Here is a 13,199-nt window from a genome sequence, read left to right as displayed (position 1 = left end):
TTTTGTGCCTGCAAGATTATTGCTGCCCGGCTTCACTCAGGATCAGCTTGCCATTCTTGTCCAGCGGGATGGTCGAGCCCGGCTCGCGATCCATCTTCACCTTGCCGACCTGGTCACCGATTGAGTAGGTCACGTTGTAACCAACGACCTTCTCACTGACATCGTTGACCGTGTTGCAACGGGTCTGCGTAGTGGTATAGGTATCACGCTCCTGCATGCCCTCCTGCACCTTGTTGCCGGCATAGCCACCACCGACCGCACCGGCCACGGTGGCGATTTTCTTGCCAGTGCCACCACCGATCTGGTTACCCAGCAAGCCGCCCGCCAAAGCGCCAACAACGGTACCGGCAATCTGATGCTGGTCCTTGACCGGCGCCTGACGCGTCACGGCCACGTCCTTGCACACTTCGCGAGGGGTTTTCACCTGCTGCTTGATCGGCTGCACGTCGGTGACCTGGGCGTATTCGGGGCCTTTGTTCACCAAGCTGTAGGTCGCCACAGCACCTCCGGCAGTAACACCGACAGCACCCAGTACCGCACCCACCAGCATTGATTTATTCACTTGAACCTCCTGATTCATACCCGCGGGGTAAACCCGCCTGCTCCCAGCCTTGGAGCAAAAAAAAAGGCGCGAGTTCAACACTCGCGCCTTTTCGATCGCCGAACGGCTAGGGCTATGCCTTAAGGACGATCATCCACACCGTCGGTCTTGGCCGGTGGGATCAGGTCTTCGCTGTTCAGGTTCAGCCAGATCAGCACCACGTTGGCGATGTAGATCGAGGAGTAGGTACCCGCCATGACACCGATGAACAGGGCCAGGGAGAAGCCGAACAGGTTGTCACCGCCAAAGAGCAGCAGTGCGCCGATTGCCAGCAGGGTCGAAACGGAAGTGGCTACGGTGCGCAGCAGGGTCTGCGTGGTGGAGATGTTGATGTTCTCGATCAGCGAGGCCTTGCGCATCACGCGGAAGTTCTCACGTACCCGGTCGAACACCACGATGGTGTCGTTGAGCGAGTAACCGATGATCGCCAGCACCGCCGCCAGCACCGTGAGGTCGAAGGTGATCTGGAAGAACGACAGGATACCCAGCGTCACCACCACGTCGTGGATCAGCGAGATGATCGCGCCCACAGCGAACTTCCACTGGAAGCGGAAGGCCAGGTAGATGAGGATGCCGCCCAGCGCCAGGAGCATGCCGAGGCCACCCTGGTCGCGCAGTTCTTCACCCACCTGCGGGCCGACGAACTCGACGCGCTTGACCGTCGCCGGGTTGTCACCGCCAACCTTCTGCAGGGCTTCGGCAACCTTGTTACCCAGCATCGGGTCATCACCAGGCATGCGCACCAACAGGTCGGTGGTAGCGCCGAAGCTCTGCACCACGGCTTCGTTGAAGCCGGATTCGACCAGCTCGGCGCGCACTGCATTCAGGTCGGCCGGGCGTTCGTAGGTCAGCTCGATCAGCGTACCGCCGGTGAAGTCCAGGCCGAAGTTCAGGCCCTTCTGCCACCAGCTGAACAGTGCCAGCACGGTAAGGAGCACGGTTACGGCGAACGCAACATTGCGCACGCCCATGAAATTGATGGTTTTCATCGTCGCTCCCTCAAACCCACAGCTTCTTGATGTCACGCCCGCCACAGGTCAGGTTGACCAGCGCACGGGTCATCATGATGGCGGTGAACATCGAGGTGAAAATCCCGAGGGACATGGTGACGGCAAAGCCCTTGACCGGCCCGGTACCCATCGCGAAGAGGATGCCGCCGACCAGCAGTGTGGTCAGGTTGGCATCGACGATCGCCGAATACGCGCGATTGAAGCCTTCATGAATCGCGCGCTGCACCGACATGCCGGCAGCGATCTCTTCACGGATACGCGAGAAGATCAGTACGTTGGCGTCGACCGCCATACCCATGGTCAGCACGATACCGGCGATACCCGGCAAAGTGAGGGTGGCACCCAGCAGCGACATCAATGCCAGCAGCAAGACCATGTTGCCCGCCAGGGCGATGGTTGCCAGCACACCGAACGCGCGGTAGATGGCGATGATGAACAGCGAGACGAACAGCATGCCCCACAGCGACGCATCGATACCCTTGGTGATGTTGTCAGCACCCAGGCTTGGGCCGATGGTACGCTCCTCAGCGAAGTACATCGGCGCAGCCAGGCCACCGGCACGCAGCAGCAGGGCCAGTTCGGACGATTCACCCTGGCCGTCAAGGCCGGTGATGCGGAACTGGCTGCCCAGCGGCGACTGGATGGTCGCCAGGCTGATGATCTTCTTCTCTTCCAGGAAGCTCTGCACCGGCACGTCTTTCTCGACGCCGTTGACCGTCTGCTTGACGTAGCGGGTGACCGGCTTCTGCTCGATGAAGATCACCGCCATGCTGCGCCCGACGTTGCTGCGGGTCGCGCGGCTCATCAGCTCGCCACCGTGGCCGTCGAGGCGGATGTTCACCTGCGGACGACCATGCTCGTCGAAGCTGGCCTGGGCGTCGGTGACCTGGTCACCGGTGATGATCAGGCCACGCTCGACCTGGGCGGAACGGCCGCCCTCACGGAACTCGAAGACCTCGGTAGTGGCCCTGGACGCGCCTGGCTCGGCACCGAAGCGGAACTCCAGGTTGGCCGTCTTGCCGAGGATACGCTTGGCTTCGGCAGTGTCCTGCACGCCCGGCAGCTCGACCACGATGCGGTTGGCGCCCTGGCGCTGAACCAGCGGCTCGGCGACGCCCAGCTCGTTGACGCGGTTGCGCACGGTGGTGAGGTTCTGCTTGATCGAGTATTCGCGGATCTCGGCGACTTTCGCCTGAGTCAGCGCCAGACGCAGCACGGCGGTTTCATTACGCTCGCTGGTGGTCAGGTCGAAATCACTGAAATTCTTGCGGATCAGGGCACGTGCCTGTTCGCGGGTGGCATCGTCAGCGAAGCCCAGCATGATGCCGCCATCCTGCTGAGGCAGGCTGCGGTAGCGGACGCGCTCTTTGCGCAGCAAGGTCTTGACCTCGCCTTCGTAGACTTTCAGGCGGGCGCTCATGGCCTTGTCCATGTCCACTTCCAGCAGGAAGTGCACACCACCGGACAGGTCCAGGCCCAGCTTCATCGGGCTTGCACCCAGGTTACGCAGCCATTGTGGAGTGGTCTGGGCCAGGTTCAGGGCCACGACATAATCATCGCCCAGTGCCTTGCGCACTACATCCTTGGCTGGCAGTTGGTCTTCCTGATTGGTCAGGCGCACCAGCGCGCTGCCCTTCTCACCCAGGCTTGCACCCTTGACGGTGATACCGGCTTCGGTCAGCGCCTTGCTGACGCGGTCGAGGTCGGACTGGTTCACCTGCAGCGCCGAGCTGGCACCGCTGATCTGCACCGCCGGGTCATCCGGGTAGAGGTTGGGAGCGGAATAAATAAAACCGATCGCCAGTACCAACACGATCAGTGCGTATTTCCACAGAGGGTATTTGTTCAGCATCACGCCGCCCGTTCAAGACGCGGGGCGCGTTGCGCGCCCCGACTGGAAAAAAAACCGGTAACTCAGATAGCCTTGAGCGTACCTTTTGGCAGGGTCGCGGCAATGGCGCCCTTCTGGAACTTCAGCTCGACGGTGTCGGACACTTCGAGAACCACGAAATCATCGGAAACCTTGACGATCTTGCCAGCGATGCCGCCGTTGGTGACAACTTCATCACCTTTTTGCAAGTTGCTCAGCAGGTTCTTCTGCTCTTTGGCACGCTTGGCCTGCGGGCGCCAGATCATCAGGTAGAAGATGACCAGGAAACCGACCAGGAAAATCCACTCGAAGCCGGTGCCGGCTGGGCCAGCGGCGGGTGCAGCAGCGTCCGCATAGGCGGCGGGGATCAAGAAGCTCATTAGGCACTCCAGTTGCTTAAGTTTTAATTAGGATGGTGCGAACAATCAGTCCAAAGGCGGCACAGGCAGCCCGCGCTTGGCATAGAAGGCGTCGACGAAGGCGGCCAATTTACCCTGTTGAATAGCCTCGCGTAAACCGGCCATCAAGCGCTGGTAATGGCGCAAGTTGTGGATGGTATTCAGCATGCTGCTCAACATTTCGCCGCACTTGTCCAGGTGATGGAGATAAGCGCGGGAGAAGTTCGTGCAGGTGTAGCAATCACAGGTCGGATCCAGCGGCGAATCATCGTGGCGATGGAACGCGTTGCGGATCTTGATCACCCCTGTATCGACGAACAGATGGCCGTTGCGCGCGTTACGCGTCGGCATCACGCAGTCGAACATGTCGACGCCGCGGCGCACACCCTCAACGAGATCTTCGGGTTTGCCTACCCCCATAAGGTAACGAGGTTTGTCAGCAGGCATCTGGGCCGGCAGGTAATCCAGCACCTTGATCATTTCGTGCTTGGGCTCGCCCACCGACAGGCCACCGATGGCCAGGCCATCGAAGTCGATATTGACCAGCGCTTCCAGCGAGCGCATGCGCAGGTCCTGGTACATGCCGCCCTGGACGATGCCGAACAGCGCCGCGGTGTTGTCCCCGTGGGCGTTCTTCGAGCGTTGCGCCCAACGCAGCGACAGCTCCATGGAGGTGCGCGCCACGTCGTGCTCTGCCGGGTACGGTGTGCACTCGTCGAAGATCATCACGATGTCCGAACCCAGGTCGCGCTGCACCTGCATGGACTCTTCCGGGCCCATGAACACCTTGGAGCCATCCACTGGGGATGCGAAGGTCACGCCCTCCTCCTTGATCTTGCGCATGGCGCCCAAGCTGAACACCTGGAAACCACCCGAATCAGTCAGGATCGGGCCTTTCCACTGCATGAAATCGTGCAGGCCGTTGTGCTTCTTGATCACCTCGGTACCTGGGCGCAGCCACAGGTGGAAGGTGTTGCCAAGGATGATCTCGGCACCAATGGTCTCGATGTCACGCGGCAGCATGCCCTTGACCGTGCCATAGGTACCCACCGGCATGAACGCCGGGGTTTCGACCGTGCCACGGGGGAAGGTCAGGCGGCCACGACGGGCCTTGCCGTCGGTGGCCAGCAGTTCGAAGGACATTCGACAGGTGCGACTCATGCTTGATCCTCTGGGCCGCGTGGCGCCGGATTGCGGGTGATGAACATGGCATCACCGTAACTGAAGAAGCGGTACCCCTGCTCGACCGCCGCCGCGTAGGCAGCCATGGTCTCGGGGTAACCGGCAAATGCCGAGACCAGCATCAGCAGCGTGGACTCCGGCAGGTGGAAGTTGGTGACCAGGGCATCGACCACATGGAACGGCCGGCCTGGGTAGATGAAGATGTCGGTATCGCCGCTGAAGGCCTTGAGCACGCCATCGCGCGCAGCGCTTTCCAGCGAGCGCACGCTGGTGGTGCCAACCGCGACCACACGGCCACCCCGGGCCCGGCAGGCCTCGATGGCATCGACCACATCCTGGCTCACTTCGAGCCACTCTTTATGCATGTGGTGGTCTTCGATCTTGTCGACCCGCACCGGCTGGAAGGTGCCAGCCCCCACATGCAGGGTGACGAAGGCGCGCTCCACGCCCTTGGCGGCGATCTTGTCCAGCAGCGCCTGGTCGAAGTGCAGGCCAGCGGTTGGCGCGGCTACGGCACCTGCGCGTTCGGCGTACACCGTCTGGTAACGCTCACGGTCGGCGCCCTCGTCCGGGCGGTCGATGTAGGGCGGCAGCGGCATGTGCCCGACACGCTCGAGCAGTGGCAGCACCTCTTCGGTGAAGCGCAGTTCGAACAGCGTGTCGTGGCGCGCAACCATTTCGGCCTCGCCACCGCCGTCGATAAGGATCACCGCGCCTTCTTTGGGCGCCTTGCTGGCACGCACATGGGCGAGCACGCGGTGGCTGTCGAGCACACGCTCGACCAGCACTTCCAGCTTGCCGCCGGAGGCTTTCTGGCCAAACAACCGCGCCGGGATCACCCGGGTGTTGTTGAACACCATCAGGTCGCCGGGGCGCAGGTAGTCGAGCAGATCGGTGAATTGCTTGTGCGCCAGCGCCCCGCTCGGCCCATCGAGGACCAGCAGTCGGCTGCCATGGCGCTCGGCCAGAGGGTGGCGGGCGATCAGGGAATCGGGGAGTTCGAAGGAAAAATCGGCGACGCGCATGATGATGTTCGGGTTCGGCAGGGCCGGGAAGTTTAGCCCAATGCGTGAAAATTGACCATGAAAGCCGATTGACCGACCTGAAGCACCTCTCTATACTGCGCGCCACAGGCCCTGATGGCGGAATTGGTAGACGCGGCGGATTCAAAATCCGTTTTCGAAAGGAGTGGGAGTTCGAGTCTCCCTCGGGGCACCAAGATCCGGAAAAAACCGACCTTATGGTCGGTTTTTTTATGCCTGCCGTTTGACCAGAGGGCTCTCCCTACCATCTTGCAAAAACGGGGCGAGGGTTCAATAACCAGGCACGTGAAATCATGAGGGTCGCCCTGCCTTGATCCACTCAGTTACTTGCCTCATGGTCAGCCGATACCTGGCGCAGTTGTGCAGCGCCAGGATATCCAGTTCAGCCTGCAACAAAGGCTGAAACTGCCTTTTCTCGTCCTCTGAAAGAGGCAGCCCCGCTACCACTGAACCGGCTGTCAGCCTGTCACGTACGATGGCACCAATCGCCTCGTTCAACACCTCTCGATACTGCAGGCGAACAGGGTCCGGAACCCCCATTGCTTCAAGCATCACGCCATACTTGCTGATCGACCTGCGATAGACCCAGACAAACAGATCCGCCGCCATCGCCATGTCACGCTGCTCGTACACCCCCATCATCGCCAGAGCATAGTCCTGCGGGTTTACGTCAAGGAACGACAAAGGCGAGCAGTTGTAGAGCATCAGCGGTATGTTCGCCGCCAATCGACTTGTGCGTTTGTTGCCATCTTCGAACGGTTGCAGGTAGGCCAGGTTTATCCACAAGAAGAATGCCGCCTCGATGGGATTCTTGATCTGACGCGCCTTGTCGAGTATCAACTCGAACATCTCTTCCAGCAGTGAGGGCACCTGGGTTGGGAAATAGGTCGTACCGCTGATGTTCACTACTGTCTGGCGAATACTGCCCAGGGCATTGCTGTCTGCCAGCAGATCCTGCATCAGCAAGCCATGCAAGTTGCGGATCACGGCTGAGTTGAGCCCGTATTCCGGCACTGCATCGACCATGAATTCGATGGCCGCCTTGTGATTGAGCAACATGACCGCATCCAGATCCCCCTGCGTCACACCACTTTCGAACAGCCTCTGGGTGTCGAGCAGCGTATAGCGGTTGCCTTCCAAGCGTGACGAGGACCATGACAGGTCAATCAACAAAGGTTCGAGTACTTTGCGCGCGTAGGTGCCGGCTGGCTGCTGCCCCCTCATCCGCCCTTCAGCCTCGAGTACAACCGTCAAGCTGGGTGACAGCCAGGCAGTCTGGTTCGGCTGGTAGCTGTCTACAAGGTCGCGGTGATAGGTGACGACTTCGCGCATTGCCAATGGACGAGTCAAAGACTTGCGCAGGGCGAGACTCGCAGGCGACCAAGGCAGCTCAGCAGAAAGAGGCTGCGCAGGCGCACTATCTGGTAATTGGGCAACTGCTGTGACCAGGCGATAACGCGTGATGCGTCCGTCCTTCTCCCGCTGAACCTGACCTGCCTCCAACAACGCATCGAGGTGACGCTTGACTGTGGACCAACTCGCATCGAGACGCTCGGCGATCTCGCGCGATCTTAGGCTCTGATCGTTCTGAAGCACTCTCAGAATCTTGTTTGGCAATGTCATGGCGTCTCCGGATATAGCTCAATGCAGCTCAATGCAGCTCAATATAGCTCAATGCAGCTCAATATAGCTCAATGCAGCTCAATGCAGCTCAATGCAGCTCAATGCAGCTCAATGCAGCTCAATCCAGCTGTGGCCAGTTCACCCATCAAAGCAAGCCCTTTTCAGCCCGCAGATTTTGACGCCACCCCAATGGCCACAGGCCCTCCAGCCATGTCTGGAATCTATTGGCCAGCACCGTCACCCCCACCTAAGATGTCATTCGTCGGATATACACAGAAAGTATTGATAGCGTAATAGCACTTAGCCATAGTCGCGCTCCCATTTCTCAATACCCGTGCAAATCATGAAATCAACTGTGCCCTGCCTGGCAGCAATGATGCTGCTCAGTGGGTGCAATGGAGTGCCAACGTCCTACGTGTCAGACCCCGTCTACGATCAGGCTTTCGTGGTCACATCCGGTGCACCGCTGCCGATGCTGTTGATGGCCACCGCCATCCAGTGGAACGAAGACTACGCGGTAACCGCCAAGCACACCCCATTCCTGCGCAACGTGGTCCATGAAGGGCTGGGTGATGTGGTGTTCTTCAAGCACAAAGCTGCCCGGGTGCCGCTCTGGCGCCAGTATGTGCCGGGCGAGCCTGTGACAGCGGTCGGCTTCAACAGCCTGATGATGCCGGTGCAGGGCAAAGGCCACACCCTGGCTTCACTGGTACGCCTGCAAGGCACGCCGGGCAGCGTGTTCTATTCGGTGCACGATGGCCCGATGGTCAAAGGCATGTCCGGTGGCCCAGTGTTCGCCGATGACGGCAAGGTCGTCGGGATCAATGTCGCCTTCATCGCCAAAAATGAAATCGATGCGCGCAACCGCCCGGACCTTGCCCACAAAGAGCGTGTCAGCGTGTTCATGTCGTTCAGCGAAATCGACAAGGAATGGCGCCGGTTCCAGTATCTGGCCAATAAAACGAAGCCCAAGGCCGCGCCTGCCGCGATCAAGGGGGATATCGTGGTCGCCGCCAAGCCTTGAATTGAACCTGGGCTCAAGCACAGCGCTGAGCCTGGCATATGATGAGGCCAGCACGACTCATGCAAAGGGACCTGCCATGGCAGGTGCCGGATAGCAAAAGGGTCGCGTTGGCGGCATCAAAACTTCTTGCAACATCCACCACCGAACCTTATTCGACCCTCGACGTCCGATCCTGCATCCCCCCTGTCGAGGTTCCCCGCGTGAAAGAAATCATCGCCCGCAAGTATCGCCTGGTGGTGAAGACCTTCGGCTACATCGGCTGGTCGCTGTTCTGGCTGCTGATCTGGGACGTGCTGGTCACCATCGATTTCATGCTGTTCCTCAACAGCAAGTTCACCCTACCGCTGATCCCGCTGACATTGCTGGGTTCGGCGCTGGTGGTGCTGGTGAGTTTTCGTAACAGCAGCGCCTACAACCGCTGGTGGGAGGCGCGCACCTTGTGGGGCGCGCTGGTGAACAGTTCACGCAGCTTCGCCCGGCAGACGCTGACGCTGATCGACGACCCAGATGACGGCTTGAACCCGGTCAAGGCCACCTTGTTGCGCCGGCATATCGCTTATGTGAATTGCCTGGCGGCGCACCTCAAAGGCCAAGCCTGCCCCGACGAACTGATGGCGTTCATCCCGCCCGGGGAGTTCGAGCGGCGCAACCGTTCGAACAATTTCGCCAACGATATCCTCAGCGGTTCGGCAGCCCTGCTCGCCCGCGAATACAAGGCCGGGCGGCTGGACAGCATTCGCCTGGCGCGGCTGGAGTCGACGCTGGTGGACCTGTCCAACGCCCAAGGCGGCATGGAACGTATCGCCAATACACCACTGCCCTACCCTTACGTGTACTTTCCGCGGCTGTTCATCTCGTTGTTCTGCCTGATCGTGCCCGTGGGCCTGGTCGAATCGCTGGGCTGGTTCACGCCACTGGCGTCTACCGTGGTCGGGTTCATGCTGCTAGCCATCGAGCGGATCGGCACCGACTTGCAAAGCCCATTCCGCTTCAGTGAACACCAGATCCAGATGGACACCATTTGCGAGACCATCGAGCGCAACCTGGAGTCGATGCAGCGTGAAGCGCAGTGCGGGGAGTTAGGGGCTGATGCATTCAGGCCCGCACATAGCGCTGGCGCATGACATCACTGAACACGTCCACCAATAGCACCAGCACCAGCATGGCCAAGATCACCGTGCTGGCCTGGGCCTCCTGGAACAGGCTCAGGGTGGTATAGAGCATCTGCCCCAGCCCCCCTGCGCCAACGAGCCCAAGCACACTGGCCATCCGGATGTTGTTTTCCCAGCGGTACAAGCTGTAGGCCAGCAACTGCGGCCACAGGTTGGGCAAGGTGCCGAAGCAGAACGCCGCCAGTTGCCCGCCACCTTGCAGGCGGATCGCCGCCGCTGGCTCGGCCGGGGTATTTTCCAGCGCCTCGGCGTACAACCGGCCAAGCACACCTGCCGTATGCAGTGCCAACGCGAGCGTCCCGGCGTTGGGGCCAAGCCCTGCCGCCAGCACCATCAACGCGGCCCACACCAGCTCGGGAATGGCACGCAGGGCATTGAGCAGCAAGCGCGCCGCAGCCTGCAGCGGCCAACCGAAACGCCCCGCTGCGGGTAATGCCAACAGCAGGCCCAGCACCATTGCCAGCAGCGTCCCCCACCCGGACATGGCCAGGGTTTCCAAAGCACCGCGCCCCACCGCTTGCAGGTGTTCGGCGGTAACGTCCGGATGCAGAAAACGCCCGGCATACTCGGCCATCTGCCCCAGCCCGCCGTTACCCACCAGCGCCTGCAGGTCCAGGTCCAGATAGCTGAACGAGGCGATTACAGCGGCAACCAGGGCAGCCATCACCAGCAGATTGATCACCCGGTTCATGCCAAGCGTCCCCGCAGGAAGCGGCTGAGCAGGTCCGCCAGCAGCACCAGGCCAAAGAAGGCGAGCAGCATGCTTGCTACCTCACCGCCTGCGAACATGCGCATCGACAGGTCGATCTGCTGCCCCAAGCCCCCGGCACCAACGAAACCCATCACCACCGAGGCGCGCACCGCGCACTCCCAGCGGTAGACGGTGTACGACACTAGCTCCGTGCCGGCACTGGGCAGGATGCCGTAGAAGAACGCCGTTAGCCGGCCACTGCCCGCTTGCAGCAGGGCATGCGCCGGGCGCTGGTCGACCGATTCGAAAATTTCGGCATAGACCTTGCCGAGCATGCCGCTGTAGGTGATGGCGATGGCCAGCACCCCCGCCGTCGGCCCCAGCCCTACCGCACGCACGAACAGCAACGCCCAGACGATCTCGGGAACACTGCGCAGGAAAATCAACAGCCCGCGCACCGGCATCCTTAGCAGGCGGGACCAGGCGCCGGAACGGCCACCACGAGAGGCCGCGCGCACCGACAAGGCCCGGCTGGCCAGCAGGCTCGCCGGGACTGCCAGCAGCAGCGCCAGTACCATGCCGGCAGTGGCTACAGCCAAAGTCTGCAGGGTCGCCTCATACAGCAGTTCGAGAAATTCGCCATCATGCGCCGGCGGCCAGAAGGCGCTGGTGAAGCTGGCAATCTGCTGGCGGTTTTCCGCTTGCAGCAGCACGCCAGGGTTCAGCTCGCTCAACTGCGCCCCCGGCCACAGCAGGGCCAGCGCAACCAGGGCGACCAACAGGCGCGGCACAAACGCCGGATCGCGGGCGCTGGCCTTCAGCATCGCGGAATCTGCACAGCCAGGGTCGGGGCCTGGGGCAGTGGCGACCCCAGCTGCTCGTTGGCGTAGAGCGCATCGAGCATCTGCTCGGTCACAGCCTCGGCAGAGCAGTCGAACGCCACCCGGCCCTCACGAATGCCGATAACCCGCGGGAAATGTGCCAAGGCCAGGTCCACTGCATGCAGGCTGGCTACCAGCGTCACGCCGTAGGCTTGGGCATGGCTGTTGAGCAGGGCCAGGCTGTGTTCGGCCAGCACAGGGTCCATTGCTGACACTGGTTCATCGGTCAGCAGTACCTCGGGCCGCTGATACAACGCGCGGGCGATGCCGACGCGCTGCAACTGGCCGCCGGAAAGCTGCCCGCACTGGACGAACAGCTTTTCCGCCAGGCCCAGCTCGGCCAGTACCTGGCGTGCGCCCTGCACATCGGTGGGGTACACCAGGTTGAGCAACGACCGCAGCGTACCCCACTGGCCCAGACGGCCGGCCAGCACCGCAGTCACCACCCGCTGGCGAGGCGGCAGGGGCGGTGCCTGATGTACCAGGCCGACCCTGGCGCGCAGACGCTGGCGAGCCTTTGCCGACAACGCCCAGGGCTGCTCACCCAACACGTCCAGGCGCCCTGCGCTGGGCTGTACGGCAGTGGCCATCAGGTGCAGGAGGCTGGATTTGCCAGCCCCCGAAGGGCCGATGATCGCGACCCGCTCACCTTGGGTGATACGCACAGAGACGGAGTCGAGCGCGCGAACCTGGCCGTGGCGCAGGCCCGCGTCGAGCAGCGTGATAGTCACTTGAGCAGGCCGGCCTCACGTGCCGCCTGCTCGGTGCCCTGATAGTTCTCAGGCTTGGTTTCGATGAAACGGCTGGCGGCCTGCAGGTCGAGGATCTTCTTGTGTTCCGGGTTCGAAGGGTCCAGGGCGAGGAAGGCTTGCTTGATCTTGTCTTTGAGCGCCGGGTCCATGTTGCCGCGCACGGTCCAGTTGTAGTCATAGTAGGTCGGGGTGGTGGCAAACACCTTGACCTTGCTGGTATCGACCTTGCCGGCGTCGACCAGCTTCTGCCAGACGCTGGCGTTGAGCACGCCACCATCGACCTTGCCGGCCTGGACCCAGGCCACCGTTGCGTCGTGGGCGCCGGAATAGGCCACGCGGCTGAAGTAGCCCTCAGGCTTGATGTTGTCTTCCTTGAGCATGAAGTAGCGCGGCATCAGGCTGCCAGAGGTGGACGAAATCGAACCGAAGGCGAAGGACTTGCCCTTGAGGTCGGCCAGGCTCTTTACATCCGGGTTGGCGGTGATGAACTTGGAGGTGAACTGGGCGTCCTGCTCACGCTGCACCAACGGTGTGGCGGTCGGGTCTTTGAGGTGTACCTGAACGAAGGTGAAACCACCCAGCCAGGCCAGATCCAGGCGGTCGCTGGCCAGCGATTCAACCACTGCCGGGTAGTCGGCCACCGGCACGAACTTCACCTGCATGCCCAGTTGCTGGGACAGGTATTTGCCCAGCGGCTCGAATTTGCGCAGCAGTTCGGTCGGCGCTTCGTCGGGGATGGCACTGACCCGCAAGGTATCAGCGGCCTGCGCTACAACGGCACAGCAGGACAGCACGAGGCCGGCGGCGAGCGCCAGAGGGCGTTTGAGCATGGGATTCTCCGGTTCAATAGCGGGGAAAGTGTCGGCGATAGGCAGACGGAGAAGGATTATAAGTGGCGCAGACGCAAAGGCCAGCTTTGCTACAATCGCGCATCACGAAAAATGAGGTGCGT

The 13,199-nt window shown here is 61.4% G+C and carries 13 protein-coding genes and 1 tRNA gene; 3 read left to right on the top strand and 11 right to left on the bottom strand.

The genetic code is table 11. The features are described 5' to 3' along the window. Positions 1 to 16: 16 nt before the first annotated feature. The 6 genes from BLX42_RS16120 to queA form a co-directional block, all read right to left on the bottom strand. Positions 17 to 562, bottom strand: a complete 546-nt coding sequence (locus tag BLX42_RS16120; RefSeq protein WP_046784487.1) for a glycine zipper 2TM domain-containing protein — start codon at positions 560 to 562, stop codon at positions 17 to 19. Between the two features lie 119 nt (positions 563 to 681). Continuing rightward, positions 682 to 1,590, bottom strand: a complete 909-nt coding sequence (gene secF, locus BLX42_RS16115; RefSeq protein WP_161872160.1) for a protein translocase subunit SecF — start codon at positions 1,588 to 1,590, stop codon at positions 682 to 684. Positions 1,591 to 1,600: 10 nt separating this feature from the next. Beyond that, complete coding sequence (secD, locus tag BLX42_RS16110) at positions 1,601 to 3,463, bottom strand: protein translocase subunit SecD (protein ID WP_046784489.1); 1,863 nt, start codon at positions 3,461 to 3,463, stop codon at positions 1,601 to 1,603. Positions 3,464 to 3,525: 62 nt separating this feature from the next. Beyond that, on the bottom strand, positions 3,526 to 3,861 hold the full coding sequence (gene yajC, locus BLX42_RS16105) for a preprotein translocase subunit YajC (protein ID WP_008092587.1): 336 nt from the start codon (positions 3,859 to 3,861) through the stop codon (positions 3,526 to 3,528). Between the two features lie 45 nt (positions 3,862 to 3,906). Then, entirely contained in the window at positions 3,907 to 5,022 is a 1,116-nt protein-coding gene (tgt, locus tag BLX42_RS16100) for a tRNA guanosine(34) transglycosylase Tgt (protein WP_161872170.1), read from the bottom strand. Between the two features lie 14 nt (positions 5,023 to 5,036). Next, positions 5,037 to 6,086 (bottom strand): tRNA preQ1(34) S-adenosylmethionine ribosyltransferase-isomerase QueA, encoded by a 1,050-nt coding sequence (queA, locus tag BLX42_RS16095; RefSeq protein ID WP_039602792.1) that lies wholly within the window; start codon positions 6,084 to 6,086, stop codon positions 5,037 to 5,039. 108 nt (positions 6,087 to 6,194) lie between these two features. On the opposite strand from queA, the gene BLX42_RS16090 reads away from it, so the two are divergent. Beyond that, positions 6,195 to 6,279, top strand: a tRNA-Leu gene (locus BLX42_RS16090). Between the two features lie 116 nt (positions 6,280 to 6,395). Here BLX42_RS16090 and BLX42_RS16085 read toward each other — a convergent pair. After that, positions 6,396 to 7,727: a Fic family protein gene (locus BLX42_RS16085; protein ID WP_161872159.1), complete on the bottom strand. Its 1,332-nt coding sequence runs from the start codon at positions 7,725 to 7,727 to the stop codon at positions 6,396 to 6,398. Between the two features lie 376 nt (positions 7,728 to 8,103). Here BLX42_RS16085 and BLX42_RS16080 point away from each other — a divergent pair, with 376 nt between their 5' ends. Both BLX42_RS16080 and BLX42_RS16075 read left to right on the top strand, forming a co-directional pair. Beyond that, positions 8,104 to 8,751: a serine protease gene (locus tag BLX42_RS16080; RefSeq protein ID WP_161872169.1), complete on the top strand. Its 648-nt coding sequence runs from the start codon at positions 8,104 to 8,106 to the stop codon at positions 8,749 to 8,751. Between the two features lie 200 nt (positions 8,752 to 8,951). Then, positions 8,952 to 9,875: a bestrophin family protein gene (locus BLX42_RS16075; protein WP_125923427.1), complete on the top strand. Its 924-nt coding sequence runs from the start codon at positions 8,952 to 8,954 to the stop codon at positions 9,873 to 9,875. Here the strand turns inward: BLX42_RS16075 and phnE are convergent. Genes phnE through BLX42_RS16055 form a run of 4 tightly spaced genes read right to left on the bottom strand, consistent with a single transcriptional unit; the run spans position 9,847 to position 13,077 of the window. Beyond that, entirely contained in the window at positions 9,847 to 10,614 is a 768-nt protein-coding gene (gene phnE, locus BLX42_RS16070; protein ID WP_125923426.1) for a phosphonate ABC transporter, permease protein PhnE, read from the bottom strand. The genes BLX42_RS16075 and phnE overlap by 29 nt on opposite strands. Next, positions 10,611 to 11,438: an ABC transporter permease gene (locus BLX42_RS16065; RefSeq protein WP_161872158.1), complete on the bottom strand. Its 828-nt coding sequence runs from the start codon at positions 11,436 to 11,438 to the stop codon at positions 10,611 to 10,613. The genes phnE and BLX42_RS16065 overlap by 4 nt, the downstream gene beginning before the upstream one ends. Continuing rightward, positions 11,432 to 12,226: a phosphonate ABC transporter ATP-binding protein gene (locus BLX42_RS16060; protein WP_161872157.1), complete on the bottom strand. Its 795-nt coding sequence runs from the start codon at positions 12,224 to 12,226 to the stop codon at positions 11,432 to 11,434. Before BLX42_RS16060 ends, BLX42_RS16065 begins: the two co-directional genes overlap by 7 nt. Further along, positions 12,223 to 13,077: a putative selenate ABC transporter substrate-binding protein gene (locus BLX42_RS16055; RefSeq protein WP_012316169.1), complete on the bottom strand. Its 855-nt coding sequence runs from the start codon at positions 13,075 to 13,077 to the stop codon at positions 12,223 to 12,225. Before BLX42_RS16055 ends, BLX42_RS16060 begins: the two co-directional genes overlap by 4 nt. Positions 13,078 to 13,199 lie beyond the last annotated feature (122 nt).

Source organism: Pseudomonas sp. SG-MS2 (assembly GCF_009933855.1).
GTDB lineage: Bacteria > Pseudomonadota > Gammaproteobacteria > Pseudomonadales > Pseudomonadaceae > Aquipseudomonas > Aquipseudomonas putida_E.
This window is presented reverse-complemented; position numbering and strand designations above follow the sequence as displayed.

Coding starts and splice junctions, on each gene's coding strand:
- queA (WP_039602792.1), bottom strand. CDS start 6,086: ATGCGCGTCGCCGATTTTTCCTTCGAACTCCCCGATTCCCTGATCGCC.
- BLX42_RS16065 (WP_161872158.1), bottom strand. CDS start 11,438: ATGCTGAAGGCCAGCGCCCGCGATCCGGCGTTTGTGCCGCGCCTGTTG.
- phnE (WP_125923426.1), bottom strand. CDS start 10,614: ATGAACCGGGTGATCAATCTGCTGGTGATGGCTGCCCTGGTTGCCGCT.
- tgt (WP_161872170.1), bottom strand. CDS start 5,022: ATGTCCTTCGAACTGCTGGCCACCGACGGCAAGGCCCGTCGTGGCCGC.
- yajC (WP_008092587.1), bottom strand. CDS start 3,861: ATGAGCTTCTTGATCCCCGCCGCCTATGCGGACGCTGCTGCACCCGCC.
- secD (WP_046784489.1), bottom strand. CDS start 3,463: ATGCTGAACAAATACCCTCTGTGGAAATACGCACTGATCGTGTTGGTA.
- BLX42_RS16085 (WP_161872159.1), bottom strand. CDS start 7,727: ATGACATTGCCAAACAAGATTCTGAGAGTGCTTCAGAACGATCAGAGC.
- BLX42_RS16080 (WP_161872169.1), top strand. CDS start 8,104: ATGCTGCTCAGTGGGTGCAATGGAGTGCCAACGTCCTACGTGTCAGAC.
- secF (WP_161872160.1), bottom strand. CDS start 1,590: ATGAAAACCATCAATTTCATGGGCGTGCGCAATGTTGCGTTCGCCGTA.
- BLX42_RS16055 (WP_012316169.1), bottom strand. CDS start 13,077: ATGCTCAAACGCCCTCTGGCGCTCGCCGCCGGCCTCGTGCTGTCCTGC.